The sequence below is a fragment of the Microbacterium sp. LB12 genome (genome assembly GCF_037150835.1).
Classification (GTDB): Bacteria; Actinomycetota; Actinomycetes; order Actinomycetales; family Microbacteriaceae; genus Microbacterium.
Genome location: NZ_JBBCPF010000009.1, coordinates 107,807 through 133,950, shown reverse-complemented (window position 1 = coordinate 133,950; position 26,144 = coordinate 107,807). Strand labels below are relative to the sequence as shown.

The 26,144-nt window shown below is 68.6% G+C and carries 26 protein-coding genes and 1 tRNA gene; 17 read left to right on the top strand and 10 right to left on the bottom strand.

Annotation, left to right across the window (positions count from 1 at the left end):
* Nucleotides 1-162: 162 nt before the first annotated feature.
* The gene (locus tag WFM69_RS15670; protein WP_337006286.1) at nucleotides 163-423 is read left to right on the top strand and encodes a DUF6458 family protein; all 261 of its coding nucleotides are present in this window, start codon (nucleotides 163-165) and stop codon (nucleotides 421-423) included.
* 12 nt (nucleotides 424-435) lie between these two features.
* On the opposite strand, the gene WFM69_RS15665 is transcribed toward WFM69_RS15670, so the two are convergent.
* Nucleotides 436-753, bottom strand: coding sequence for a DUF7882 family protein (locus tag WFM69_RS15665; protein ID WP_337006284.1), 318 nt, complete (start codon nucleotides 751-753; stop codon nucleotides 436-438).
* A gap of 99 nt (nucleotides 754-852) precedes the next feature.
* A complete protein-coding gene (locus tag WFM69_RS15660) occupies nucleotides 853-1,614 on the bottom strand; it encodes an exonuclease domain-containing protein (protein ID WP_337006282.1) in 762 nt (253 codons plus the stop codon).
* Between the two features lie 67 nt (nucleotides 1,615-1,681).
* On the opposite strand from WFM69_RS15660, the gene WFM69_RS15655 reads away from it, so the two are divergent.
* Nucleotides 1,682-2,581, top strand: a complete 900-nt coding sequence (locus tag WFM69_RS15655; protein ID WP_337006280.1) for an alpha/beta fold hydrolase — start codon at nucleotides 1,682-1,684, stop codon at nucleotides 2,579-2,581.
* Here WFM69_RS15655 and WFM69_RS15650 read toward each other — a convergent pair.
* A complete protein-coding gene (locus WFM69_RS15650) occupies nucleotides 2,553-3,026 on the bottom strand; it encodes an Lrp/AsnC family transcriptional regulator (RefSeq protein WP_028501915.1) in 474 nt (157 codons plus the stop codon). The two genes, WFM69_RS15655 and WFM69_RS15650, sit on opposite strands and share 29 nt — an antisense overlap.
* A 171-nt stretch (nucleotides 3,027-3,197) precedes the next feature.
* Here WFM69_RS15650 and pdhA point away from each other — a divergent pair, with 171 nt between their 5' ends.
* From pdhA to WFM69_RS15635, 3 genes are read left to right on the top strand one after another with little or no spacing between them, the layout of a single operon-like run.
* Nucleotides 3,198-4,319: a pyruvate dehydrogenase (acetyl-transferring) E1 component subunit alpha gene (gene pdhA, locus WFM69_RS15645; protein WP_337006276.1), complete on the top strand. Its 1,122-nt coding sequence runs from the start codon at nucleotides 3,198-3,200 to the stop codon at nucleotides 4,317-4,319.
* Nucleotides 4,316-5,326, top strand: coding sequence for an alpha-ketoacid dehydrogenase subunit beta (locus WFM69_RS15640; RefSeq protein ID WP_337006274.1), 1,011 nt, complete (start codon nucleotides 4,316-4,318; stop codon nucleotides 5,324-5,326). The genes pdhA and WFM69_RS15640 overlap by 4 nt, the downstream gene beginning before the upstream one ends.
* A complete protein-coding gene (locus WFM69_RS15635) occupies nucleotides 5,323-6,678 on the top strand; it encodes a dihydrolipoamide acetyltransferase family protein (protein WP_337006272.1) in 1,356 nt (451 codons plus the stop codon). The genes WFM69_RS15640 and WFM69_RS15635 overlap by 4 nt, the downstream gene beginning before the upstream one ends.
* Here WFM69_RS15635 and WFM69_RS15630 read toward each other — a convergent pair.
* Nucleotides 6,671-7,273: a TetR/AcrR family transcriptional regulator gene (locus WFM69_RS15630; RefSeq protein ID WP_337006266.1), complete on the bottom strand. Its 603-nt coding sequence runs from the start codon at nucleotides 7,271-7,273 to the stop codon at nucleotides 6,671-6,673. The genes WFM69_RS15635 and WFM69_RS15630 overlap by 8 nt on opposite strands.
* Before the next feature lie 111 nt (nucleotides 7,274-7,384).
* On the opposite strand from WFM69_RS15630, the gene WFM69_RS15625 reads away from it, so the two are divergent.
* Genes WFM69_RS15625 through WFM69_RS15605 form a run of 5 tightly spaced genes read left to right on the top strand, consistent with a single transcriptional unit; the run spans nucleotide 7,385 to nucleotide 13,318 of the window.
* On the top strand, nucleotides 7,385-8,938 hold the full coding sequence (locus WFM69_RS15625; protein ID WP_337006264.1) for a carboxyl transferase domain-containing protein: 1,554 nt from the start codon (nucleotides 7,385-7,387) through the stop codon (nucleotides 8,936-8,938).
* A 5-nt stretch (nucleotides 8,939-8,943) separates the two neighbouring features.
* A complete protein-coding gene (locus WFM69_RS15620) occupies nucleotides 8,944-10,866 on the top strand; it encodes an acetyl/propionyl/methylcrotonyl-CoA carboxylase subunit alpha (RefSeq protein WP_337006262.1) in 1,923 nt (640 codons plus the stop codon).
* 2 nt (nucleotides 10,867-10,868) lie between these two features.
* Complete coding sequence (locus tag WFM69_RS15615) at nucleotides 10,869-12,017, top strand: acyl-CoA dehydrogenase family protein (RefSeq protein ID WP_337006260.1); 1,149 nt, start codon at nucleotides 10,869-10,871, stop codon at nucleotides 12,015-12,017.
* Between the two features lie 9 nt (nucleotides 12,018-12,026).
* The gene (locus WFM69_RS15610; protein ID WP_337006258.1) at nucleotides 12,027-12,515 is read left to right on the top strand and encodes a MaoC family dehydratase; all 489 of its coding nucleotides are present in this window, start codon (nucleotides 12,027-12,029) and stop codon (nucleotides 12,513-12,515) included.
* Complete coding sequence (locus tag WFM69_RS15605) at nucleotides 12,512-13,318, top strand: HpcH/HpaI aldolase/citrate lyase family protein (RefSeq protein ID WP_337006256.1); 807 nt, start codon at nucleotides 12,512-12,514, stop codon at nucleotides 13,316-13,318. Before WFM69_RS15610 ends, WFM69_RS15605 begins: the two co-directional genes overlap by 4 nt.
* Nucleotides 13,319-13,322: 4 nt before the next feature.
* Here WFM69_RS15605 and WFM69_RS15600 read toward each other — a convergent pair whose 3' ends face one another.
* The gene (locus WFM69_RS15600) at nucleotides 13,323-13,910 is read right to left on the bottom strand and encodes a histidine phosphatase family protein (RefSeq protein ID WP_337006253.1); all 588 of its coding nucleotides are present in this window, start codon (nucleotides 13,908-13,910) and stop codon (nucleotides 13,323-13,325) included.
* Entirely contained in the window at nucleotides 13,907-14,746 is an 840-nt protein-coding gene (locus WFM69_RS15595; RefSeq protein WP_337006251.1) for a Sir2 family NAD-dependent protein deacetylase, read from the bottom strand. The genes WFM69_RS15600 and WFM69_RS15595 overlap by 4 nt, the downstream gene beginning before the upstream one ends.
* A 103-nt stretch (nucleotides 14,747-14,849) precedes the next feature.
* Between WFM69_RS15595 and WFM69_RS15590 the strand changes: the two genes are divergently transcribed.
* Nucleotides 14,850-15,650 carry a TrmH family RNA methyltransferase gene (locus tag WFM69_RS15590; RefSeq protein WP_337006249.1) on the top strand — a complete coding sequence of 267 codons (801 nt, stop codon included), beginning with the start codon at nucleotides 14,850-14,852 and terminating at the stop codon, nucleotides 15,648-15,650.
* A gap of 4 nt (nucleotides 15,651-15,654) precedes the next feature.
* Here WFM69_RS15590 and WFM69_RS15585 read toward each other — a convergent pair whose 3' ends face one another.
* Nucleotides 15,655-16,482: an SGNH/GDSL hydrolase family protein gene (locus tag WFM69_RS15585; protein ID WP_337006247.1), complete on the bottom strand. Its 828-nt coding sequence runs from the start codon at nucleotides 16,480-16,482 to the stop codon at nucleotides 15,655-15,657.
* Nucleotides 16,483-16,629: 147 nt separating this feature from the next.
* Here WFM69_RS15585 and WFM69_RS15580 point away from each other — a divergent pair, with 147 nt between their 5' ends.
* Both WFM69_RS15580 and WFM69_RS15575 read left to right on the top strand, forming a co-directional pair.
* Nucleotides 16,630-18,372, top strand: coding sequence for a DEAD/DEAH box helicase (locus tag WFM69_RS15580; RefSeq protein ID WP_337006245.1), 1,743 nt, complete (start codon nucleotides 16,630-16,632; stop codon nucleotides 18,370-18,372).
* 137 nt (nucleotides 18,373-18,509) lie between these two features.
* On the top strand, nucleotides 18,510-19,607 hold the full coding sequence (locus WFM69_RS15575; RefSeq protein ID WP_337006243.1) for a VIT1/CCC1 transporter family protein: 1,098 nt from the start codon (nucleotides 18,510-18,512) through the stop codon (nucleotides 19,605-19,607).
* Between the two features lie 34 nt (nucleotides 19,608-19,641).
* Here WFM69_RS15575 and WFM69_RS15570 read toward each other — a convergent pair whose 3' ends face one another.
* Nucleotides 19,642-20,982 carry a DUF1254 domain-containing protein gene (locus WFM69_RS15570; protein ID WP_337006240.1) on the bottom strand — a complete coding sequence of 447 codons (1,341 nt, stop codon included), beginning with the start codon at nucleotides 20,980-20,982 and terminating at the stop codon, nucleotides 19,642-19,644.
* 156 nt (nucleotides 20,983-21,138) lie between these two features.
* A tRNA-Leu gene (locus WFM69_RS15565) sits at nucleotides 21,139-21,221 on the bottom strand.
* A 112-nt stretch (nucleotides 21,222-21,333) separates the two neighbouring features.
* Here WFM69_RS15565 and WFM69_RS15560 point away from each other — a divergent pair.
* Together WFM69_RS15560 and WFM69_RS15555 are read left to right on the top strand one after the other, a co-directional pair.
* Entirely contained in the window at nucleotides 21,334-22,629 is a 1,296-nt protein-coding gene (locus WFM69_RS15560; protein ID WP_337006238.1) for a M20/M25/M40 family metallo-hydrolase, read from the top strand.
* Nucleotides 22,630-22,670: 41 nt separating this feature from the next.
* On the top strand, nucleotides 22,671-23,495 hold the full coding sequence (locus WFM69_RS15555) for an undecaprenyl-diphosphate phosphatase (protein WP_337006236.1): 825 nt from the start codon (nucleotides 22,671-22,673) through the stop codon (nucleotides 23,493-23,495).
* Nucleotides 23,496-23,502: 7 nt separating this feature from the next.
* On the opposite strand, the gene WFM69_RS15550 is transcribed toward WFM69_RS15555, so the two are convergent.
* A complete protein-coding gene (locus WFM69_RS15550) occupies nucleotides 23,503-24,351 on the bottom strand; it encodes a PAC2 family protein (protein ID WP_337006234.1) in 849 nt (282 codons plus the stop codon).
* Nucleotides 24,352-24,432: 81 nt separating this feature from the next.
* On the opposite strand from WFM69_RS15550, the gene WFM69_RS15545 reads away from it, so the two are divergent.
* Nucleotides 24,433-25,125 (top strand): HAD family hydrolase, encoded by a 693-nt coding sequence (locus WFM69_RS15545; protein ID WP_442928404.1) that lies wholly within the window; start codon nucleotides 24,433-24,435, stop codon nucleotides 25,123-25,125.
* Nucleotides 25,122-26,141 carry a tRNA (adenine-N1)-methyltransferase gene (locus tag WFM69_RS15540; RefSeq protein ID WP_337006230.1) on the top strand — a complete coding sequence of 340 codons (1,020 nt, stop codon included), beginning with the start codon at nucleotides 25,122-25,124 and terminating at the stop codon, nucleotides 26,139-26,141. The genes WFM69_RS15545 and WFM69_RS15540 overlap by 4 nt, the downstream gene beginning before the upstream one ends.
* Nucleotides 26,142-26,144: the final 3 nt, after the last annotated feature.

Sequence of the window (26,144 nt, the reverse complement as noted above, 5' to 3'; positions counted from 1 at the left end):
ATGTTACTGGGCGCTCCCGGGACCGATTCGCAGCGAACGGGCCCGAGGAGGGCGAGGGAGCGGGTGGCACCCACCGCCGGACGCTGTCAACCCCCTCCCTGCGCGCGATCCGACGCGCCATCCTTCGAAGGCGCGGCACCGTGCCGCACACCGGGAGGCATGATGAGCATCGGCAGCGGAATCGCCCTGTTCGTGATCGGCGCGATCCTCGTGTTCGCGGTCAACGTCGAGGTCCCTTGGGTCGACCTGGACATGGTCGGCTACATCCTGATGGGAGCGGGTGTCGTCGTCTTCCTCATCGGCATCGTCCTGATGGCGCGGCGGCGTCGGACGGAGACCGTGTCGCGCACGTATGTCGATCCGGCCACCGGGGAGCCGACGACGCGTCGGTCCGTCAGCTCCAGCGGCGAAGATCCGGTGTGAACGTGGGGGCTGTCACTCCGCGAGGGCACTCTCGAGGTGCTCCTCGACGAGCATGATCCCTCCCGTGGAACTCGCCGAGTGCGCGAGCTCCTCGATCCACGCCCTGCTGAGCTCGGGCGGTTCGGGTTCCTGGAAGACGAACCGGAGCGGGATCGAGGGGTGCAGCCACAGCGTGGACCGTCCGGGCGCATCGCCTTCGGGATGACGCCACGACAGCGTGAAGCTCTCGTTGCGTCGCAACTTCGTCGCGATCACGACCTTCAAGTGTGCGAGAGCACGGTCGTCGATCTGGATCGGGGTCTGCGTGTCTCCGTAGTACAGGCTGCCCATCAGCAGGCGCGGGATTCGACGCGGTACGGGACGTGGACCATGGGGCTCCTCGATGTGGTGCTCAGAGGACCGAGAAGAAGCGGTCCGGGTACTCGAACTCTAGTCAACGAAAGGCGCCGAGGATGACGGACGGCGGGCGAAGACGTCGGGCTGCGTTGTGCGAACGGGCCAGCGCCCGTCGAGCGCGTCTTCAGGATCGAGGCGGCCGATGCTGACGAAGTACTCCGTGAGGCTCGCGGCTTGCGAGCGCGCCCATCCGATCTGGTTCGTGTGCAGTTCTGCGGGGGTCGCGGGAAGCATGTAACGGCGGGCGAGAGCCTGCGCGACACGTCCGGCGGCGATCGCATCTGCGGATGCGTCATGCGCGGCGTCGAGCGTCACGGCGTAGTGGGCGGCGACCACTTCGAGCGTGCGCCTCCCGCGGCGGTAGCGGTCGTACGCCTTGTCGATCACGAGCGGATCGATGACCGGTGAGGGATCCCCCAACGGTTCGGTCCCGAGCCGTTGGGCCTCGTGGGCAAGCAGCGAGAAATCGTAGGACGCGTTGTACGCCACCACCGGCACGCCTTGGTCGAACAACGACCGCAGCGCCGCGGTCACCTCGGAGACCACCTCGAAAGCGGGCCGGCCTGCGGATCGTGCGTGCTCTGTGGTGATCCCGTGCACAGCCGTTGCCCCCGCTGGGATCGGAACACCGGGATCGGCGAGCCACGACCGGGCGGCGATCTGGCGCCCCTCTGCATCCAGGACGCCGACGTAGGCGGTCACGACACGATCGGACGTGACGTCGACTCCTGTCGTCTCCAAGTCGAAGACGCCGACGCGGCTGAGCCAGGAGGGAAGCTCGAGACCGCGGGACATGCCCTCACGCTACGGCCGGCTGCGGACATTCAGGAGAAGGCGCACGGCGACTCGTAGACTCGGAGGCATGAGCGTGCCCTCTCCCTACGCGGATCGTCTTCGTCGCCTCCCCGTGCAGCGCCACGAGGTCGAGGTGCGCGGGGCGACCACCGCCTACTGGGTGTACGGGCCGGACGCCGCGGAGACCACCGTGATCGCCGTGCACGGGTTCCGCGGCGAGCACCACGGGCTCGAACCCGTGCTCGCCTACCTTCCGGAGGCGCGCGTGATCGCCCCGGACCTCCCCGGGTTCGGTGAGTCCGACCCGATGCCCGGGCGGCGGCACGACCTCGACGAGTACGCGGGGTGGCTCACCGACTTCGCCGCAGCCGTCGCGCCCGATGCCGTCATCCTGGGGCACTCCTTCGGTTCGATCGTGGCATCGGCCGCCGTCGCGGGCGGACTGAAGACGTCTCGCCTGATCCTCCTCAACCCGATCGGCGCGCCCGCGCTGGAGGGCCCGAAGGGGCTCATGACCCGGCTCGCCGTGCTCTACTACGCGCTCGGCGCTCACCTGCCGGATAAGGCCGGGACAGCACTGCTGCGCAACCGGATCATCGTCCGGGTGATGAGCATCACGATGGCCAAGACGAAGGATCCCGAGCTCCGACGGTTCATCCACGATCAGCACGACACGCACTTCTCTCGGTTCTCGGACCGTGATGTGCTCCGCGACGCGTTCGTCGCGAGCGTGTCTCACGACGTCCGTGAGTTCGCCCCGGAGATCGACGTTCCGACGCTCCTCGTCGCGGCAGAGCGCGACGACATCACACCCATCGAAGCCGAGCGGACGCTGGCGACGATCTTCCCTGACGCCAGCCTGGTCGAGATCGCGCACGTCGGTCATCTCATCCACTACGAGACGCCGGCGGAGGCTGCGGGCGCGGTCCGACGCTTCCTCAGGATTCCCGTCGCGCGAGGCCGATGAGTCCAGCCACCCGGAACGGGATGACTTCGCCCATCGCGAGCGAGGTCTCGGTGCGCTCGACACCCTCGATCGACAGGATGCGTGCATCCGTGTCGAAGAGGTGACGCGCGTCGCGGCACGCGACACGCGCGAGCAGGTCGATGGATCCGCTCAGACCGTGCGCCTGCACGACCTCCGGGATCCGCGCGAGTTCGTTGATGATGCGGGGGAGCTCCGTCTGCCGGACTCCGATGCTCACGAACGCCTGGAGCGGGAAGCCCAGCACGTCGGGGGAGAACGAGCGCTCGTAGGAGAGGAAGATCCCGCTCTGCTCGAGGCGCGCCATCCGCGCCTGGATCGTGTTGCGGGAGAGCCCGAGGTTCTCGGCCAGAGCGACGATGGTGGTCCTCGGGTCGTCGGCGAGGGCGGCGAGAAGCTCGAGATCGATGCGGTCCAGTCCTGGCATAGTGCCAAACCTTAGCAGGAGCCGTTGCGCCCGAATTGAGCAACATGCTCAAGCGTGACGAGAATGCTTGAGCGAGGTGTTGAGCGGTCGTACTCTCAGACCATGCCGGTGATGACGCTGGCATCAGTGCGCGGCGCCTCACGAGGGCCGCCGAGGACGAGGAGGACGACGATGTCACCGCAGATCACCCCCATCGCAGACACCGCCCAGGATCTGGAGCTCTCGGAGCGCATCCTGGCCCCGGACGGAAGCCGTGTGGCGAATCCGAGGCTGGACCCATTCGTCGCCGACGTCGACGCCGCGCAGCTGCGGTCGCTGCTGCGCGACATGGTGGTCCTCCGTCGCATCGACGCCGAGGGTGTCGCACTCCAGCGTCAGGGACAGCTCGGGTTGTGGGCGCCGTGTCAAGGCCAGGAGGCCACGCAGATCGGAACCGCGCGGGCACTCGCCCCGAAGGACTACGTCTTCCCCAGTTATCGCGAGACCGGTGTCGTGTACGCCCGCGGCGCCGCACCCGGCGACTATGTGCGCATGTGGCGGGGCGAAGAAGGCGCCGCCTACGATCCGGCGGTCCTTGGCATGGCACCGTTGCAGATCATCATCGGCGCGCAGACGCTGCACGCCGTCGGGTACGCGCTGGGTATCCAGCACGACGGCACCGACGAGGTCGCCGTCACCTATTTCGGTGACGGGGCCACGAGCCAGGGCGACGTCAACGAGGCGATGATCTTCGCGGCGTCGTACCAGGCGCCCGTCGTCTTCGTCTGCCAGAACAACCACTGGGCGATCTCCGAACCCGTCGCCGTGCAGTCGCAGTATCCGATCGCCGGTCGAGCTCCTGGATTCGGCATCCCCAGTGTGCGCGTCGACGGCAACGACGTGCTCGCATGCATGGCAGCGATGCGGTGGGCACTGGATCACGCACGATCGGGCAAGGGTCCCGCGTATATCGAGGCCGTCACGTACCGCATGGGCCCGCACACGACCGCGGACGACCCCACCCGATACCGCGATGAGGCGGAACTCGAATCGTGGCGTCGGCGGGACCCGATCGCACGACTCGAAGCCCACCTGCGTGCGACGGGCGACCTCACCGAAGAGCACATGATCGAGACCCAGGCGACCGCGGATGCCGTCGCGAAGGAGATGCGGGCGGCGTGCCTCGGCATGGTGACGCGCCCGCCCCTCGCCGTCTTCGACGGCGTGTACGCAGAACCGCACACGGGCCTCGAGCGTCAGCGCGACGAGTACGCCGCCTACCTCGCATCGTTCGACAGCGAGGTGGGAGCATGACCGAGCTCACCCTCGGCAAGGCGCTCGGCGCCGGTCTGCGCCAGGCGATGCGCGACGACGACAAGGTCGTGCTGCTGGGCGAGGACATCGGAAAGCTCGGTGGTGTCTTCCGCATCACCGACGGGTTGCTCGACGAGTTCGGCGCGGCCAGAGTGATCGACACGCCATTGGCGGAGTCCGGCATCGTCGGCATGGCGGTGGGCCTCGCGTTCCGCGGATACCGCCCCGTCGTCGAGATCCAGTTCGACGGATTCGTGTACCCCGCGTTCGATCAGATCGTCGCGCAGGTCGCGAAGCTCCACTACCGCACACAAGGCCGCGTGAGGATGCCGATCACGATCCGGATCCCTTGGGCGGGTGGCATCGGCGCCGCTGAGCACCACTCGGAGTCGCCCGAGGCGTACTTCGTGCACACCGCGGGACTGCGGGTCATCGCCGTCTCGAATCCGGAAGACGCGTATCGCAGCCTTCGACAGGCCATCGCCTCCGATGACCCGGTGATCTTCTTCGAACCGAAGCGGCTCTACCACCACAAGGGCGACGTCGACCTCGAGGCATCGCTCGCCGACGCCCCGCCGATGGGTCTCGCCCGTGTGGTGCGCAGCGGCTCGGATGCGACGGTCATCACCTACGGTGCGATGGTCTCGACCGCGCTCCAAGCGGCTGAGGCGGCAGAGGACGAGGGCATCTCGCTCGAGGTGATCGACCTGCGCTCGCTCTCGCCGGTCGACTACGACTCCGTCGCCGCATCCGTGCGCAAGACGGGGCGGGTCGTCGTGGCGCACGAGGCGTCGCGTGAGGCGGGTGTCGCCGCGGAAGTGATCGCGAGTATCACCGAGCGTTGCTTCGAGTACCTCGAATCGGCGCCGCTTCGGGTGACGGGACACGACATCCCGTATCCGCCGGCGAAACTCGAGAAGTACCACCTCCCGGATCTCGACCGGATCCTCGACGCGGTGGATCGCGTCCTCGACCGACCGAACAGCCTGACGGGAGCAGAGGCATGATCGCCGAGTTCCGACTGCCCGACCTCGGCGAAGGTCTCACCGAGGCCGAAGTGGTGCAGTGGTTGGTCGCCCCGGGTGATGCGGTGGCCCTGAACCAGACGTTGGCAGAGGTCGAGACTGCCAAGGCCGTGGTCGAGCTGCCCTCGCCCTACGAAGGCACAGTGTCGACCCTCCACGCGGAGGCGGGGGAGACGGTCGCGGTCGGCGCGCCATTGATCGCCTTCGACGTCGAAGGTGCGGAGGAGGCTTCCGCCGCCGCCGCCGAGCCCGCGGCCGAGAGGGCGCAGCCGAACCTCGTCGGATACGGGGCTGCGCCGACGTCGAGCGGTCGTCCTGCGCGTCGGCAGCGTCGGAACCGAGGGGCGCCCGCCGTGGTCGACACGGCCGTTCTCGAAGCGGCCCCTCACGACGCGACCCCTTCTCTCGCCGTCGACGCCGTCGTCGAGCGCCCGCGGTCGACGCCGCCGGTGCGCGCGCATGCCAAGCGCCTCGGCGTTGATCTGGTCCTCATCGCGGCCGAGATCGGTGACCGGCTGATCACCCGCAGCGACGTGGACGCCTACGCCGAGCGGATCGGAGCCCGCGGAGGAAACGAGCCTCTCGCTGCGACACCCGCGCCTTCCCTGTTCTCCGCTCCATCGGATGACCGGGAGCGCGAGACGCGAATCCCGATCCGCGGCGTGCGCAAGCACACCGCCGCCGCCATGGTGCAGAGCGCGTTCACCGCGCCACACGTCACGGTGTTCCACACGGTCGACGTGACGGCCACTATGGAGCTGCTGGCCCGCCTCCGCGAGGATCGCGAGTTCAGCGAGCAGCGGATCGGTCCGCTCGCCGTGGTCGCGAAGGCCGTGTGCCTCGCCCTCGGCCGCGCCCCGGGGCTCAACTCGCGCTGGGATGAGGCCGCCGGCGAGATCGTGCAGCACCACTACGTGGATCTCGGGATCGCGGCGGCGACGGATCGCGGACTCATCGTGCCTGTGATCCGGGATGCGGAACAGCTGACGCTCGGCGGACTCTCCGATGCGATCAAGGGCCTCGCTGCGACGGCGCGTGCGGGCAAAACCTCTCCCGCGGAACTCGCCGGCGGCACCTTCTCGATCTCGAACATCGGGGTGTTCGGGGTCGATGCCGGCACGCCGATCCTTCCGCCGGGTCAGTCCGGCATCCTCGCCGTGGGCGCCGTGCGCAGCCAGCCATGGGAGTACCGCGGCGAGATCGCCCTGCGCCAGCTGATGACGCTCAGCCTGTCGTTCGACCACCGGATCGTCGACGGAGCCGAGGGCGCGGCGTTCCTGAAGTCCGTCGCGGATCTGCTGGAGGATCCGGCTCGGGCGATGCTTCTCACATAGAGGCGCGCAACGCGGCATCCGCCATCGCGATCAGCACGGTCGCGGTGGCGGAGTGCCGTCTGGTCGTGGCACGCGTGCTGTGCGGAGTCGAGTTGATGAGCCCGAAGCACGCTTGGACGCGGAGCCGCAGCTGTTCGCGATCGATGGTGCTCGACTGGTCGAGGACCGAGAGCGCGTCCATCCAGAGTTCGATGTACGCACGCTGGAGGCGGCGCACCTCTGCCCGATCGGCATCGGAGAGATAGGCCACGTCGCGATCCTGCACCTGGATCACCTCGGCGTTTCCGAGTGCGAAATCCACATGGAAGCGGATCAGCGCATGCATGCGGTCTTCCGGGCGCGGGGCATCCGACGAGACGTCCTGGCCGCCGCGCACGAGGTCCTGGCTGACCTTGACGAGCACGGCGCCCAACAGGGCCTGCTTCCCGGCGAAGTGGCGGTAGACGGCGGGGCCGGAGACCCCGACGGCGGCGCCGATGTCTTCCAGGCTCACGCCGCTGTACCCGCGCGCGGCGAAGAGCTGCGCGGCGGCGTGCAGGATCGCATCCGACCGTTCAGCCTTGGCGCGGTCTCGGGCGGTGACCGGGCTTGTCATCTCAGTTAATCCTCGCTAACCTGAATCAACGGGTTAGTGAACACTAACCGAAAATGCATGCACCGCGCCAGGGCGACGCCCACGCGGACGTGGGTCGAGGAGGACATCACGATGCCCGCAACCCAGGAATCACTGGCGCAGGAGCTGCGAGAGCGTCTCGCCACCGCCGCGCGCGGGGGACCGGAGACCTCTCGCGAACGTCATGTCGCCCGCGGCAAGCTGCTGCCACGTGACCGCGTCGCGCGCCTGCTCGACGAGGGCAGTCCGTTCATCGAGGTCGCTCCGCTCGCAGCCGACGGGCTGTACGGGGGAGAGGCGCCGGGAGCCGGTGTGATCGCCGGCATCGGTCTCGTCCACGGTCGCCACGTCATGGTCGTCTGCAACGACGCGACCGTCAAGGGCGGCACGTACTATCCGCTCACGGTGAAGAAGCATCTGCGCGCGCAGGAGATCGCCCTCGAGAACCGGCTGCCCTGCCTCTACCTGGTCGATTCGGGTGGTGCGTTCCTCCCGAAGCAGGATGAGGTCTTCCCCGATCGTGAGCACTTCGGGCGCATCTTCTTCAATCAGGCGCGGATGTCCGCCGAGGGCGTCCCGCAGCTCGCAGCCGTGCTCGGTTCGTGCACCGCGGGCGGCGCGTACGTTCCCGCGATGAGCGACGAGACCGTGATCGTCCGGGGACAGGGCACGATCTTCCTCGGCGGCCCGCCTCTCGTGAAGGCGGCGATCGGCGAGATCGTCACCGCCGAGGAGCTGGGCGGTGGAGAGCTTCATGCCCGTCGCAGCGGCGTCGTCGACCACCTCGCCGAGGACGATGAGCACGCACTCGAGATCCTGCGAGACATCGTCGCCACTCTGCCGGCCCCCGCCGCTCCCGCCTGGGAAGTGGTGAGCAGCCGTCCGCCGTCCGAGCTCTCCTCGCTCTACGACGTCGTCCCGGTCGACGTGAACGCCGGATACGACGTGCATGAGGTGATCTCACGCCTCGTGGACGGCGACACTTTCCTCGAGTTCAAGCCGGAGTACGGGACGACCCTGGTCACCGGATTCGCACGTCTGCACGGCCACCCGATCGGTATCGTCGCGAACAACGGAGTGCTGTTCAGCGAGTCCGCGCTCAAGGGCGCGCACTTCATCGAGCTGTGCGACCAACGCGGTATCCCGCTGCTCTTCCTGCAGAACATCACCGGGTTCATGGTCGGCTCCGACGCCGAAGCCGGAGGAATCGCGAAGGACGGCGCGAAGATGGTCACCGCGGTCGCCAGTACACGGGTGCCGAAACTGACCGTGATCATCGGCGGATCGTTCGGGGCGGGCAACTACTCGATGTGCGGCCGGGCGTACTCGCCGCGGTTCCTGTGGACCTGGCCCGCCAGCCGCATCTCCGTGATGGGCGGGGCGCAGGCCGCCTCGGTCCTCGCCACCGTCAAGGAAGATCAGCTCACCGCACGCGGCGAGGCGTGGACCGGCGACGAGCGCGCCGCCTTCGAAGCACCGATCCGCGAGCAGTACGAGCACCAGGGCGAGCCCTACTACGCCACCGCGAGACTGTGGGACGACGGCATCGTCGATCCCGCGCAGACCCGCGACCTGCTGGGCCTCGCGCTCGACGTCGTCGCCCGCAGCCCCCTGCCCGAGCCGCGCTTCGGCGTCTTCCGGATGTGAGAGCCATGTCGTCTTCGAAGCCCATCTCCTTCCACACCGTCCTCGTCGCCAACCGCGGCGAGATCGCGCGACGGGTGATCCGCACACTGCGTGCGCTCGGTATCCGCAGCGTCGCCGTCTACAGCGATGCGGACGCAGGGTCACCGCATGTGCGTGAGGCGGATGCCGCCGTGCGCATCGGCCCGGCGCCCGCTGCCGAGTCCTACCTCGATATCGATGCCGTGATCGCCGCGGCCCGAAGTACCGGCGCCCAGGCGATCCACCCCGGCTACGGATTCCTGTCGGAGAGCGTCGGCCTCGCCGAGGCCTGCGCCGAGAGCGGCATCGTCTTCATCGGTCCATCGGTCCAGGCGCTCCAGATCATGGGCGACAAGGCGCGTGCTCGTGATCACGTGATGCGCTACGGCGTGCCTGTGGTGCCCGGCTTCGATGCGAAGGGGCTCTCCGATGCCGAGATCGCCGAGGAGGCGGAGCAGGTCGGCTATCCGCTGCTCGTCAAGCCCAGCGCCGGGGGCGGCGGGAAGGGCATGGAGGTCGTGTCCGACGCGGCGGGTCTCCGCGGTGCCCTCGCGTCGGCACGGCGGGTGGCGGCATCCGCCTTCGGAGACGACGCGCTCATCCTCGAGCGACTGATCCGACGTCCACGGCACATCGAGGTACAGGTGTTCGGTGACGCACACGGCACCGTGGTCGCCCTCGGTGAGCGCGAATGCACGCTGCAGCGTCGGCATCAGAAGGTGATCGAAGAGGCTCCGTCCGCCGGCATCCCGGCGCACACCCGGGAGCAGCTGCTCGCGGCCGCCGTGCTCGCCGCCGAGAGCGTGGACTACGTCGGCGCCGGAACCGTCGAGTTCCTGATCGACGCCGATGCCCCGGACGAGGTCTTCTTCATCGAGATGAACACCCGCCTCCAGGTGGAGCATCCGGTCACCGAGGAGGTCACCGGCCTCGACCTGGTCGCGCTGCAGCTGCGCGCTGCCGCCGGTCTCCCGCTCGACGTGACCGTGCGGCTGACCGGGCACGCCGTCGAAGCGCGTGTGTACGCGGAGTCGCCCGAGCGGGGGTTCCTCCCCTCGACGGGGACCATCCTCCTGTTCGACCCGCCGACGGGCGTCCGCGTCGACGCGGCGATCGAGACGGGGAGCGAGGTCACGGGTTTCTACGATCCGATGATCGCGAAGGTGATCGCGTTCGCCGAGGATCGCGAGACCGCGCTCGCCCGGCTCGACGATGCCCTTGCCCGCACCGTGGTGCTCGGCGTCGAGACGAACATCGCCTTCCTGCGTACTCTTTGCCGTGATGCACGGGTCGTGGCAGGCAACCTCGATACGGGGCTCATCGAGACGCTGCTTCCCCTGGCAGCGGACCGCCCCTCGGCCGCACAGCTCGTCGCTGCGCGCGACGCCGCCTCCGGTGCGATCGAACCGCTGCGCACGAGCGCACTCTGGCGCGAGCTCCCCGGCTGGCGTCTCGGTTCCGTGGCAGAAGCACGGGCGCCTTTCATCGCGCTCTCGGACGACGACGAGGAGGTTCCTCTCGATGATCCGGCTGGCGCACGACCCCGCGGCCTCGTGCGGTCCGCGGTGGACGCGGATGGTGCGGTGTGGGTCGCCGAGGACGGGCACACCGTGCGACTGCGCCCCCTGGACCGCCGACAGCGGATGCGCCGACGACTCGCCGCGCGCGAGGCAGGGTCCACGACGACCGGACCGGAGGGTCGCGCGCCCATGCCGGGGAGCGTCGTCGCGGTACTCGTCGCGGACGGAGACGCCGTCTCGGCGGGCGACCCGCTCGTGGCGATCGAGGCGATGAAGATGGAGCACCAGGTGCTCGCGCCGCAGGACGGCGTGGTGCATCTGCTGGTCGCCGTGGGCGATCAGGTGCGGCGCGATCAACCGGTCGCCCGCGTGACGACGGAGGAGAGTTGAACATGGAAGACCTGTCCGAGGAGGAGCGCGAGCTCGCCGCCATGGTGCGAGAGTTCGCCGAGACCGTCGTCGCTCCCCAGTCGTACGAGGCAGACCGCACGCACACGCTGTCGATGGACGTCGTATCCCAGATGGGCGAGCTCGGTCTGTTCGGGCTGCCGTTCCCCGAGGAATACGGCGGGCAGGGCGGGGACTACATGGCGCTCGGCATCGCGATCGAGGCGCTGGGACGCGTGGATCAGTCCATCGCGATCACGCTGGAGGCCGGTGTCAGCCTCGGAGCGATGCCGATCTTCCGCTTCGGCACCGAAGAACAGCGGCAGGAACTGCTTCCGGATCTGCTCGCCGGTCGTGCCCTGGCAGGCTTCGGCCTGACCGAGCCGGAGGCAGGCAGCGATGCCGGCGCGACCCGCACCACCGCCCGACTCGACGGCGACGAGTGGGTGATCGACGGCTCCAAGCAGTTCATCACCAACTCGGGTACGCCCATCACCCGCTTCGTCACCGTCACCGCAGTGACCGGGACCGACAACGGGCGCAAGGAGATCTCCACGATCATCGTCCCGAACGGCACCCCCGGCTTCACGGTCGAGGCCGCTTACGACAAGGTGGGCTGGAACGCCTCGGACACACATCCGCTGACGTTCGACGGCGCACGTGTGCCCGCGTCGAATCTGGTGGGGCAGCGGGGGAGCGGGTTCCGCAACTTCCTCAGCATCCTCGACGAGGGGCGCATCGCGATCGCCGCACTCTCGACGGGCGCGGCGGAGGGCTGCCTCGAGGCCGCTGTCGAGTATGCCAAGAGCCGCACGATCTTCGGTGCCGCACTCAGCACTCGCCAGAACGCGCAGTTCACGCTGGCCCGGATGCGCGCGCGCGTGCACACCGCGCGCCTCGCCTGGCACCACGCGGCGCGCTTGCGGGATGCCGGGAAGCCGTTCGCGGAAGCGGCGGCGATCGCGAAGCTCGTCGGTGGCGAGGCGGCGATGGACAACGCCCGCGATGCGACACAGATCTTCGGCGGAAACGGCTTCATGAACGAGTTCCCGGTCGGCCGGCACTATCGCGACTCGAAGATCCTCGAGATCGGCGAGGGCACCACCGAGGTGCAGCTCCTCGTGATCGCACGTGGCCTCGGACTCGCCGGGTAGCGTGGTGGCATGACCACGCACGACATCCTCCAGCGGGGGCTGTACTACGAGGAGTTCGCGGTCGACGCGCGATATCTGCACCGGCCTGGCCGCACCGCGACCGAGGCCGACAACGTGCTCTTCACCACCCTGACCATGAACACGCAGGCGCTGCACCTGGACGCGGCGTTCGCGGATGCCCAGGATCCGTTCCACGCGCGCCTGATGAACTCGATGTGGACGCTGTCGACCATGGTGGGTTCGTCCGTCGCGCAGCTGACGCAGGGCACGCTGGTCGCACAGCTCGGCTTCGGCGACATCGCGTTCCCGCATCCGCTGTTCGCGGGCGACACCCTCTACACCGAGAGCGTCATCGTCGAGAAGCGACTGTCGTCATCGCGGCCGGGTCAGGGCATCGTGAAGATCGCCCACACCGGGCGCAACCAGGAGGGCACGGTGGTCGCCACCGCCGTGCGCTCGGTCCTCGTGCACTGCCTCCCGGAAGGTTCCATCGGATGACATTCGACCTCGGCCCCGCGCTCCTGTTCTGTCCGGCGGACCGGCCGGAGCGTTTCGGCAAGGCGCTGGAGCGCGCGGATGCCATCATCCTCGATCTAGAAGATGCCGTCCTGCCGGAGGCCAAGGCCGCCGCACGCCAGAACGTGCTCGCCGCCGACATCGATCCCGCACGCGTCATTGTGCGGGTCAATGCGCCGGATAGTGCGGAGTTCACCGCCGATCTCGAAGCGTTGCAGGCGACCCCGTACCGGACGGTGATGGTGGCGAAGACCGAGAGCGCAGACGGTCTCGACGCGTTCGACGAGTCGTTCTCCCTGATCGCCCTGTGCGAGACGGCGCGCGGCATCCACGCCGCCGACCGCATCGCCGCCCATCCGCGGGTCGTGGCGATGATGTGGGGAGCGGAGGATCTCGTCGCGTCCCTCGGCGGCACTGCGTCGCGGAACGCAGACGGCGTCTACCGGGACATCGCCCGCTACGCCCGCGCTCGGGTGCTGCTCGAGTCGGGAGCGCACGGGAAGGCTGCGATCGATGCTGTACACATCGACCTCGACGATGCGCTCGGACTCGAACAGGAAGCGAGGGATGCCGCGGCGTCCGGCTTCCGCGCCAGCGCCTGCATCCACCCGAACCAGGTCGCCGCGATCCGTGCGGCCTACCGCCCGGCCGACGAGGCCGTCGCCTGGGCTCGGGCCGTGCTCGAAGCCGCGCAGACCGAGCGCGGGGTGTTCCGCTTCCAGGGGCGCATGATCGACGAGCCGGTCCTGCGGCACGCGCGTTCCGTGGTGTCCCGCGCGGGCTGAGCAGTCAGAGGACCGGGGACTCCTCGAGCAGACGCAGGTAGCCGGGTGCGGCGACGAACCGGTGGACAGAACCGTTCTGCAGCACTTCCCCCTCGCGGGGCAGCGTGCCTCCGGAGACGTGGTCGATCACCGCGCGGATCACACCGCCGTGCGCCACCACGATGACCGACTCCGCCTGCGGGGACGAGCGCCGGCGTGCTTCCCTCGCGATCCGGTGCAGGGCCTCGATGGCGCGCTCACCGACCTCCTGGAGGGATTCGGCGCCCGGCACCTCGGCATGCCAGTTGCCGTAGGCGCGGATGTAGTCCTCGACGAGCATCCCCTCGCCGTCGCCGAACTCACGTTCCCTGACGTCCGGGACCACACCGACGACCTCGAGTCCGAGTCGGTGCGCGATGATCTCGGCCGTCTCCCTGGCCCGCAGCAGTGGACTGGTGTAGATGGCGTGGTGTGTGCCCGCGGCGAGCTTCTCGGCGGCCCAACGCGCGTCTTCGCGTCCGGTCTCGTTCAGGGGGATGTCGGTCGAGCCCTGGATGCGGCGCGCGAGGTTCCAGTCGGTCTGACCGTGGCGGACGAGGGTGAGGTGGGTCACGAGAGCATTTCCTGTAGGGCGGGGAGCACGTCGCTGGTGCCGGCGGCGATGGTGAGATCGGCCCAGGCATCCGCTCGCGTCGGCTCGCGGTTGACGATGATCAGTGGAATGCTGCGACGCCGGGCGCGCTCGACCAGACGGACACCGGAGTTCACGACCAGGGAGGATCCGGCGACGATCAGGGCGGAGCTCGATCGCAGCAGCGACTCAGCCGCACGGAACCGGTCCTGCGGCACGTACTCGCCGAAGAACACCACGTCGGGCTTCAACATCCCTCCGCACACGGTGCAGACGGGGATGACGAACCCCTCGGTGCTCTCCGGGAGCACATCGCCGTCCGGGGCGAGTGCGACGTTCTCGGGGACGGTGATCCAGGGGTTCAGCTCTTCGATCTGGACGGCGATGTCGCGGCGGTCGAAGACCTGGCCGCAGTGCAGGCAGAGCACACGGCGCATCGTGCCGTGCACCTCGATCACGTGCGAGCTGCCCGCCCGCAGGTGCAGTCCGTCGACGTTCTGCGTGATGACGCCCGAGACCGACCCCGCGGCTTCGAGCTCGGCGAGGGCGAGGTGCCCGGGATTCGGTGCGGCCCGGGCGAAGGCCTGCCAGCCGAGGTGGCCACCCACCCAGTAGCGGCGCCGCGCGGCTTCATCGCCGAGATAGGTCTGTATCGTCATCGGATCGCTGCGGGTCCTGGCGCCCTCACCGCGGTACGCGGGGATGCCGGAATCGGTGGAGATGCCGGCACCTGTCAGGAGGGCGATCCGCCTGCCGCGCAAGAGCCCGGCGGCGTGGGCGATGGTGGCCGACAGCTCGGCGGTGTTCGACGCGCTCACATGACCTCCTCGTGCGAGTCTACGGTGCGGCGCGGACACGAGGCACGCAGGGAGGCGGACGCTGTGTCGGTGCGACCATGCGAGCGATGGCAGAGTGGACCCCGTGGAACTGCTGACTGTGACGGATGCCGACGACCCGCGCCTCGACGACTACCGTGGACTCACCGACACCGCGCTGCGCACGCTGAGCGAGCCGTCGGGCGGGCTGTACATCGCGGAGTCCACGAAGGTAATCGCGCGCGCCGTCGCGGCGGGACATCGACCGCGCTCGGTGCTCACTCAGCAGCGCCGGGTCGAGGACATCCGGGAGATCGTCGGCGGGTTCGACGTGCCGGTCTACGTCGTGCCCGACGAGGTGGCGGAAGCGGTGACGGGGTTCGCCGTGCACCGGGGCACGATCGCCTCGATGCATCGACCGGAGCTGCCGTCCGTCCGCGAGGTGCTCGACGGCGCCAACGTCGTCCTGATCCTCGAGAACATCGGCGATCACACGAACGTCGGCGCCGCATTCCGTGCAGCCGCCGGACTCGGTGCCGACGCGGTGCTCGTGTCGCCGGGCGGTGCCGATCCGCTGTACCGGCGCAGCGTGCGGGTGAGCATGGGGACCGTGTTCCAGGTGCCGTGGACCCGCATCACCGACTGGGACTCAGCCATCGCAGACCTGCACGCCGCGGGATTCGACATCGCCGCTCTCGCTCTGCGCGACGATGCGGTCACGCTGGACGCCTACGTCTCGGATCGCCCTGAGCGGGTCGCGCTCGTCATGGGATCGGAAGGCGACGGACTCTCGCGCACTGTGCTCGACGGCGCGGACACGATCGTCACGATCCCGATGTCCGGAGGCGTGGACTCGCTCAATGTGGCGTCCGCAGCCGCCGTCGCGCTGTGGGCGGTCCAGCGCTGACCGTTCAGTCGTGGTCGGGCAGGATCACCGGCGACGGCTCCGGCCTCTTGGCGGTCACCGTGTCGCCGGACGACTGATGCCGCAGGCGGCGAAGCACCCAGGGGACCAGGTGCTCCCGCGCCCAGCCGAGATCCTCCGATCGGGCCTCGCGCCAGGTGCGCAGCGGGAACGGCTCCGGTTGCATGGCTTCGAGGTCGTTCGGAACGTTGAGCGCCCGCAGCACCATGCGCGCCACCTCGTGGTGACCGAGCGCGTTGTAGTGCAGTCGGTCGTCGTCGAAGAACCGCATGTCCTGCACGACCTTGAGCGCCCACTGATCCGCCACGATGCAATCGTGGCGCTCGGCGATCGCGCGCACGTTCTCGTTGTAGATCGCGACCTTGCCCCGGAAGGGGCGGAACACCGGGGTGAACCCGGTGTCGATCCCCGTGAAGAGGAGGACGGCCGCACCCGTGGATGAGAGGCGGGCCACGGCGTCCTCGAGCTGGTTGGCGATGGCGTCCGGATCGGTTCCCGGTCGGATCACGTCGTTGCCGCCCGCGCAGATGGAGACGAGGTCCGGGCGCAGTGCGACGGCCGGTTCTATCTGGTCCGCGACGATCTGCGAGATCAGCTTTCCCCGCACGGCGAGGTTCGCGTAGGCGAAGTCGTCGACCTGCGCGGCGAGCACCTCCGCGACACGGTCGGCCCAGCCACGATGGCTCCCGGGGTGCGCCGGGTCCGGATCCCCGATGCCTTCCGTGAACGAGTCGCCCACCGCGACGAAACGCCGCCACGGGTGCGCGGTCTCGTTGGGGACGTAGGGGGTCCGAGTCGAATCCTGGTCGGTCATCCAGCTCTCCTTCGCGACGTTCTGCGGGGCGGCGGTGGCTGCAGCGCAGTGACAGAGCCTACCCGTAGCCACGACCTCTCGGGCGGGACGCGCGCGGGATTCATGACGCGTGATCCAGTGTCGTCGGCACCGATTATCGTGGAGTCGATGCTCTCTCCGTCCTTCCCCCAGCGCGCACCCTGGGGAACCGCGAACAAGCTGCGCGCCTGGCAGCAGGAGGCGCTGGAACAGTACTTCCAGGCGGATCAGCGCGACTTCCTCGTCGCCGCGACACCGGGCGCAGGCAAGACCACGTTCGCACTCACCCTTGCCGTCGAACTCATGCGCATGGGCGAGGTCAACCGCATCATCGTCGTCGCGCCCACCGAGCATCTGAAGACGCAGTGGGCAGACGCGGCCGCACGCGTGCACATCCGCCTCGACCCGCGCTTCCGCAACAGCGACTGGGCGCCGGCGCGGCACTACCACGGGGCCGTGGTCACCTATGCGCAGGTCGCGGCGAAGTCGTCGGTGCACCGGCATCTCACCGAGGATGCGAAGACGCTCGTGATCCTCGATGAGGTCCACCACGGCGGCGATGCTCTGAGCTGGGGCGACGCGATCCGCGATGCCTATGGTCCAGCGAAGCGACGCCTCCTGCTCTCCGGAACGCCCTTCCGCAGTGACACGGCGCCGATCCCGTTCGTCGAGTACCACCCCGACGAGTCCGGGGCGCGCATCTCGCGGACCGACTACAACTACGGCTACGGGCGCGCCCTCGCCGACGGCGTCGTCCGACCCGTGCTGTTCCACATGTATGCGGGCAAGATGCGCTGGCGCACGACCACGGGTGATGAACTCGAGACGCACCTCGGTCAGGACAACACCAAGGACGTGACGTCCCAGGCCTGGCGCACGGCACTCGACCCCGAAGGCGACTGGATGCCGGCCGTGCTGTCGGCAGCAGATCGTCGCCTCACCGAGATCCGCAACCACGTGCCGGATGCGGGCGGACTCGTGCTCGCCACCGACCAGACCGTGGCCCGCGCCTATGCGAAGATCCTCCACAGCATCACGGGGCAGCAGCCGACGATCGTGCTGTCGGACGACGCGACCGCATCCGAGCGCATCGAGAAGTTCGCCGGCAGCGACAGCCGGTGGATGGTGGCCGTGCGCATGGTGTCGGAGGGCGTCGACGTTCCACGCCTGGCCGTCGGCGTGTACGCGACATCGTCCTCGACCCCGCTGTTCTTTGCGCAGGCGATCGGTCGTTTCGTGCGGGCGCGGCGTCGCGGTGAGGCAGCCAGCGTCTTCCTCCCGCAGGTCCCCGTGCTCATGGGGCTGGCGAACGAGATGGACAAGCAGCGTGACCACGCGCTGGACCGGCAGTCGAAGGAAGACGACGGCCTCGAGGATTCGCTGCTCGAGAGCGCCAATCGCGAAGAGGAGACCTCGGACGCGTTGACGCAGGAGTTCAGCTACCAGGCGCTGTCCTCCGTCGCGCACTTCGACCGCGTCGTGTTCGAAGGGCAGGAGTTCGGCCAGCTCGCCGAACCGGGCACGCCCGAGGAGGAGGAGTTCATCGGTTTCCCCGGCCTCCTCGAACCGGAGCACGTGCACGAGCTGCTCATGCAGCGGCAGTCCAGGCAGTCGCGCCTCCGCGAGGCCCGTGAGGCCACGGCGGATCCGGCGGAGACGACGACGTTGCCGGCACCGTTGCACCGCACGCTCAAAGAGCAGCGGCAGCTGTTGAACAGCCTCGTCGGCCTGTACGCGCGACAGAAGGGCGAGCCCCACGGCGCCGTGCACGCCGAGCTCCGCCGTATCTGCGGGGGTCCGGCGGTGGCGCAGGCGACGGTGTCGCAGCTGCAATCCCGCATCGAGGTGCTCCGCAAGCGCGTACGCAGCTGAGCGGTCCGCTTCCGCACCGTGCCGCTTCGGAACCCCGAAATGCTGGCAATCGCTGTCTCGGCGCGGTCCCGCAGCACTCGCACGGATAGCGTTGTACGTTGCCCGCCCATCCGTGCGCCGTGACACCTGGAGAATCCATGACAGCCCCTGCCGCTGCTGAGCCGACCGCCGCCGATCGTCGGCGCTGGGCGCGCTACCTCGTCGAAGAGCGGGCCGAGGGCGCCGTGTATCAGAAGCTGGCCGCCCGCCGCGAGGGTGAGGAGCGGGAGATCCTGCTCAGCCTCGCCGACGCCGAGCGCCGTCATGAGCAGCACTGGCTCGATCTTCTCGGTGCCGAACCGGCCCGCCTGCCGCGGGCGGGCATCCGTTCGCGGCTGCTCGGGTGGATGGCGGGTCGATTCGGATCGATCTTCGTCCTCGCGCTCGCACAGAGTGCGGAAGCGCGTTCGCCCTACGACTCCGAGCAGTACGCCACGCCGGCGATGCGCGCCGACGAGAAGGTGCACTACGAGGTCGTCCGCGGTCTCGCGGCCCGCGGACGTCGGCGTCTGTCCGGCTCGTTCCGCGCTGCCGTGTTCGGAGCGAACGACGGTCTGGTGAGCAACCTCGCCCTCGTGCTCGGCATCGGAGCGACGGGTGTCAGCTCCGGCTTCGTGCTCTTCAGCGGTATCGCCGGTCTGCTGGCCGGAGCGCTGTCGATGGGTGCTGGCGAATTCGTCTCGGTGCGTTCTCAGCGCGAGCTCCTGGCGGCGACCGAAGCCAATGAGGACGCGGCTGCGTCGGCAGGCGACCTCGATATCGACGAGAACGAGCTCGCGCTCGTGTACCGTGCGCGAGGCATGGAGCCGTCAGAGTCGTTGGAGCGGGCGCGACGGATCGTCACCGCTGCGCAGGCGGGCGTGCGCCAGGCGGCGACGGGACCTGTGCACATCGCAGGCGGCGATGACCACGAGATCGTCGGCAGCGATTGGACGGCGGCGATCTCGAGCTTCCTGTTGTTCGCATCGGGGGCGATCATTCCGGTACTGCCGTGGATCTTCGGTCTCCAGGGCACCACGGCCATCATCGTCGCTCTGGTGCTCGTCGGAGCCGCCCTCCTGAGCACTGGCGCCATGGTCGGCGTGCTGTCCGGAGGCCCGCCCCTGCGACGAGCACTCCGTCAGCTCGCGATCGGCTTCGGTGCGGCAGCGATCACCTACGCCCTGGGTCTCCTGTTCGGTGTGGGCGCGGCCTGAAACCTGACGCTTCCGCGCGATCGGCTTTGGTTCCCTACTGATCAGCCCGTGTGATCGCCGGAACCACGTAGCTCCCGTCGAGTACCGCCTCACCCGGCTCATACATGCGCAGGACCGGGCGGAAGTCTCCGGAAGGAGCGGGAAGCCAGTTCGCGCGGCTCTTCTCGTCGGTGGGCTCCGCCTCGCTGATCGTGATCGTCAGCCCGCCGTCGTCGTCCCAGATCAGACCCGTGGTCCGATCGCCGATCGAGTACCGGTCGATCGGGTTCTCGACGAGGTAGAAGTCCGGTACCGAGTACATCGTGAGCGACCAGAAGGCCGAGACCGGCGGTGGGGGAGAGAGGCGCAGCGTGTAGGTCCGCGCGCCAGTGAGCTGCTCACCGCGATCGTCGACGTACGTCATGATGTATGCCGCTTCGTAGGCATGGTTGCCCCAGAGACCGCCGAGGGCCGCGCCCGCCCGCTCGACGATCCGCCGTTCCGGGTCGTTGATCTTGTAGCGGTCATCGTCGACGGTGCCGAGCTCGAAAAAGTCGAGGTTGTAGTCGAAGGCGTGCAGCGTCAGCTTCCACCCGTTCACTTCGGGACTCGAACCGTGCGTGAGCACCGTGTGCAGAGTCTGTTTCGCCGACGCCAGATCGGCGGAGATCTGCTCGACCTGTTCCGCAGGAAGCGACGCATAGGGCGATGGACCCGATTCGGTGATCCCGGTCGAGGCGAACGATTGCTGAAGTGGAGCGTCACGCGGCGCGGGTGGGAACTGCTGGGACCACACGCGCAGCTTCTCGAGCGCGGAGATGCTTTCCGGTACACCCGGGTCGGGAACCGCGAGCCCCCGCGGTATCGCATCCGTATCGTGCGGCGTGAGCGTGGTGGCGTCCTGCAGCGCGTGCACGGCGGGGAGGTCGTCGTCGCCGCTCACCGCCCATCTCCCGACGAGGGAGGCGACCATGGTGGGGAAGCGGATGACGGGAACACCGTTCGCGTCGCCTGTCCACCCGGGAGGGACGAGGAGGAAGTCGCCTGCGGCGGTTCCTGTGGCGCGATGGCCGATGTAGGCGAAGTTGTTCGTCCATGCATCCACGAACTGGAGGACGTAGTAGCGCCCGGCCGCGTCCGGGACGTGCAGTGCCACCGGGCCCACGCTCAGGTCGAGCTGAGCCATCGAGTACACCGTGTCGTTGTTGATGGTGACGAACGTGTCGGCGGGGCCCGCGAGCGAGCGTGCGTGGCTGAACACATTGAATGGCGCTGCCGGGTTCTTGCCCACACCGGTGGTCGTGAAGCGCTCCACCTGTTCGAGGTTGAACACCAGAGGGAAACCGTAGAGGTAGGCGCGGACGATGTCGTCGCCTCCCGGGTTGGACTGTGCCATGTGGTCGACCTTTCGCTCGGAATGACCACACGCTAGCGCGCCTCCGACCGCCGACAAGGAGAGACGTCATCTGTCTCGGATGAGGACCCGTGGCTCCGTTCTGCCGCGAGCATGACGAAGGCCCCGGATCCGTGGATCCGGGGCCTTCGTCATCTGTGCGCGGAGGGGGACTTGAACCCCCACGCCCTTACGGGCACTACGACCTCAACGTAGCGCGTCTACCATTCCGCCACCCGCGCAGGTTTTGGATGATCGTTGCCGACCGAAGAATGACATTACCACGTCCTCAGCGGGCACTCGAACCGAGCCCACCGCCCGGGCGTGGCGCGTGGTTTCGATAGCCTGGAGCACATGACCGATCCCACTCTTCCGGAGGTCGTCCGCATCGCGAGCGACCTCATCCGCTTCGACACCTCCAACTTCGGCGGTGGCAACGCGAAGGGCGAGCGGGAGGCCGCGGAGTACGTCGGTGCCTACCTCGAGGGGCTCGACCTCGAGGTCGAGTACTTCGAGCCGATCCCGCGGCGCACCAACGTGATGGCGCGCGTCCCCGGGCGCGACCGCGACAAGCCGGCGCTGGTCGTGCACGGCCACCTCGACGTCGTACCGGCCATGGCGGAGGACTGGAGCGTCGATCCGTTCGCAGGCATCGTGCAGGACGGGATGCTGTGGGGCCGCGGTGCCGTCGACATGAAGAACATGAACGCGATGATCCTCACCTCCGTGGCGGAGATCCTGCGGGCGGGGGAGCAGCCGGAACGCGATCTGGTGCTGGCGTTCTTCGCCGATGAGGAGAACGGCGGAGTCGAGGGGTCGGCGCTGGTCGTGCAGAACCGTCCGGAGTGGTTCGAAGGGGCCACGGCGGCGATCAGCGAGGTCGGCGGCTACTCGATCACCGTCGACGACCGCCGCGCGTACCTGCTGCAGGTGGGGGAGAAGGCCCTGATCTGGATCCGGCTGGTCGCGAAGGGACGCGCGGGCCACGGCAGCCGTCTGCACGACGACAACGCGGTCACGAAGCTCGCCGAGGCCGTCGCCGCCATCGGTCGCACGCGCTGGCCGATCCGGCTCACCTCGACGACCCAAGCACTACTCGACGGCCTGAGCGCGCTGAGCGGACGCAGCGTCGACGATCCGGATGCGCTCGCGGCGGCAGCGGGCCCGGCGGAGGCGTTCCTGCGGTCATCCTTCCGCACCACCACGAACCCGACGGCGCTCACCGCAGGCTACAAGCACAACGTCATCCCGGAGCGTGCCGAAGCGCTCATCGACGTCAGGGTGATCCCGGGCACCGAGGACGACGTCCTCGCCGAGCTCCAGACCATCGTCGGAGATGACATCGTGATCGAGACCGTGGTGCGCGACATCGGCATGGAGACGCCGTTCGAGGGGGAGCTCGTCGAGGCCATGGTCGCGAGCATCGGCCGCCACGACCCCGGTGTCCCGGTGATCCCCTACCTGCTCGGCGCCGGGACCGACAACAAGGCGCTCGCGTACCTGGGCATCACGGGATACGGATTCGCGCCCCTCCGACTGCCTGCGGATCTGGACTTCACAGGAATGTTTCACGGAGTCGACGAGCGGGTGCCCGTAGACTCGCTTGTCTTCGGCCAGCGGGTGCTGACCGATCTGCTGCGCACGTTCTGAGCGCCGCGCGCTCCGTGCCGACACCGATCTGAAAGCCATCCATGCACCTGCTCGAAGCACTGATTCTCGGCATCGTCCAGGGACTCACCGAGTTCCTCCCGATCTCCTCCAGCGCGCACCTGCGCATCCTCGGGACGTTCCTCCCGTCCGGCGAGGATCCGGGCGCGGCGTTCACCGCGATCACGCAGATCGGCACAGAGGCCGCGGTGGTGGTGTTCTTCTGGCGCGACATCGTCCGTATCGTGCGGCAATGGTTCCGGTCGCTCATCGGGAAGGCGCCGCGCAACGATCCGGACGCCCGGATGGGCTGGCTGATCATCATCGGCAGTATCCCGATCGTCGTGCTCGGTCTGCTGTTCCAGGATCAGATCGAGAGCGTGCTGCGATCGATGTGGATCGTCGCGATCATGCTGATCGTCTTCGGCATCCTGCTCGGCGTCGCCGACTACGTGGGTGCGAAGCGTCGCAAGCTCGACGACCTGACCTACCCGCATGGCATCGCCTTCGGGTTCGCACAGGCGCTTGCCCTCATCCCCGGGGTCTCGCGCTCGGGTGGCACCATCACGATGGGGCTGTTCCTCGGCTACGAGCGTGCGGCAGCCGCCCGCTACGCGTTCCTCCTCGCGATTCCCGCGGTGTTCGGCAGCGGCTTCTACCAGGTGTTCAAGAGCTGGGACGAGCCGTCCTTCTTCTCGTTCGGCGACACGCTCGCTGCGACCGGCATCGCGTTCGTGGTCGCGCTCGGCGTGATCGCGTTCTTCATGAACTGGATCTCGAAGCGCAGCTTCCTGCCGTTCGTGATCTACCGGATCCTGCTCGGTACCGTGCTGCTGGTGCTGCTCGGTACCGGCGTGATCGCCGCCTGACTCGCGCTCAGCGCTTGCGGTCGCCGGGGCCGTCGTCGCGGCGACGGAGGTAGCGCTCGAACGCCTGGGCGATCGCATCGCCCGAAGCCTCGGGGGAATCCCACGTGTCGCGCGTGCGCTCCAGCTGCCGGATGTACTCGGCCATGTCCTCGTCCTCGGAGGCGGCAGCGTCGATCGAGGCCTCCCAGGCCGCGGCTTCGGTGCGCAACAGGGAGCGGTCGACGTCGACGCCGGTGAGCTCCTCGAGGCGATCGAGGAGGGCGAGGGTGACTTTGGGCGAAGGTGTCGCAGACGCGACGTAGTGCGGAACGCTCGCCCAGAGGCTCGCGGTCGGGATGCCGGCGTTCTCCGCGAAGTGCTCGAACACGGTGAGGATGCCGACAGGGCCTTCATAGAGCGATCTCTCGAGGCCATGCGCCTCGCGGACCTGCTCGTTCTGGCTCGACGCGAAGATCGAGATGGGCCGGGTGTGCGGCACGTCCGAGAGCATCGCGCCGAGCGTGACGAACCCGGTGATGTCGTCGCGCAGAGCCACATCGATGAACTCCGAGGCGAACGCCTGCCACGTGCGCGCGGGTTCCGCTCCTGTCAGCAACCAGAACTCCGGCCCGGGCGCGGGGTCGCGAGGGCGCCAGAGACCCGCCTCCGGCCAGCGGAGCTGACGGCGCCCTTCCGCATCCATGCGGGTCGACGGGCGCGTGTACTGGTAGTCGAAGTAGAGCTCCGGATCGACGGAGTGCACGAGGTCGTACTCCGACGATGCCCGCAAGGCCTCGATCGCCGCGCTCGCGGCTTCGCCCGCATCGTTCCAGCCGTCGAAGGCGGCGATGATGATACGTGGACCGAGAACATCCATCGAGGGCTCCCTTCGAGATCGGCGAGGTGATCCTTCCAGGCTAGTCCGCGAGGGCGGGATGCGGGCGGCACCACGGCTAGCATGGGTTCAGTGAGCAGAAAGCCCCGCGCGGTCCTCTGGGACATGGATGGAACACTCGTCGACACCGAGCCGTATTGGATGGCGGCCGAGACGGCGCTGGTCGAGCGCTTCGGAGGCACCTGGAGCCACGAGGATGCTCTTCAGCTCGTCGGAAGCGGTCTGATCGACAGCGCGGTGATCCTGCAGAACGCGGGCGTCGCGATGGAGGCCGAGGCGATCGTCTCGCATCTGACCGATGTCGTGCAGGACTCCCTCCGCACCCAGGGGGTGCCCTTCCGCCCGGGCGCACGTGAGCTCCTCCGCGACCTCCGTGCGGCCGGCATTCGGACGGGATTGGTGACGATGTCGCTGCGTCGGATGGCGCTGAGCGTCGTCGAGCTGATCGACTTCGAAGCCTTCGACATCGTGGTCGCCGGCGACGACGTGGACAATCCGAAGCCGCACCCGGAGCCGTACCTGCAGGCGGCCGCACTGCTCGACGTCGACATCGCCGACGTGATCGTGATCGAAGACTCTCCGACGGGCGTCCGGGCCGGACTCGCGTCGGGGGCCTTCACTCTCGCGGTGCCTCACATCGTGCCGCTGGACCACCTCGGCGCCCACGAGCTCTGGCCCACGCTCGACGGTCGGGGCGCCGACGACCTCGCCGACCTCTTCGACAGCAGCACCACCGTGACGGGAGCAGTCCGATGACCGAGACCCGCGCACAGCGACCGAGTGGTCCGTTCCGCGAGGGCGACCGCGTCCAGCTGACCGGCCCGAAGGGTCGCCTGCACACGGTGACTCTCCGTGAAGACGGTGCACTGCACACTCACCAGGGCGTGCTTCGGCATCGCGACCTGATCGGTCTCCCCGATGGCTCCGTCGTGGCGAACAGCTCCGGACACGACTACCTCGCGTTGCGCCCGCTGCTCCGGGACTTCGCGATGTCGATGCCGCGAGGCGCCGCGATCGTGTATCCGAAGGATGCGGCGCAGATCGTCATGCAGGCCGACATCTTCCCCGGCTCGGTCGTCGTGGAAGCCGGCGTCGGGTCGGGTGCGCTGTCGCTCTCACTGCTGCGCGCCGTCGGAGCCTCCGGATCCCTCATCTCGTTCGAGCGGCGCGAGGACTTCGCCGATGTCGCCCGCGGCAACGTCGAGACCTTCTTCGGTGAACAGCCGGACACCTGGCGCGTCGTGGTCGGCGATCTCGTCGAGTCGCTCCCGCTCGAGGCCGCAGCGGGCTCTGTCGACCGTGTCGTCCTCGACATGCTCGCTCCCTGGGAGTGCATGGACGTGGTGGCCGACGCGCTCACCCCGGGCGGAGTCGTCCTCTGCTACGTGGCGACGGCGACACAGCTCTCGCGGGTGGCGGAGTACATCCGCGGGACCGGTCTGTTCACGGAGCCCGAAGCCTCGGAGACGATGGTGCGCGGATGGCACGTCGAAGGACTCGCGGTGCGCCCGGACCACCGTATGGTCGCGCACACCGGATTCCTCCTCACCGCCCGCCGTCTGGCGCCGGGTGCTGTCGCGCCGTCGGTCAAGCGACGCGCGTCGAAGAGCAGCTACGGCGATGAGGACGTGGAGGCGTGGACGCCGGGTGCCGTGGGCGACCGCGAGATCAGCGACAAGAACCTTCGCAAGCGCGCCAGGGAGGCCGAGAAGGCCGCGGAAGGGGCACGCCTGGCGGCGGCCTCGCGCGAATCAGGGGACGCGACGGAATAGACT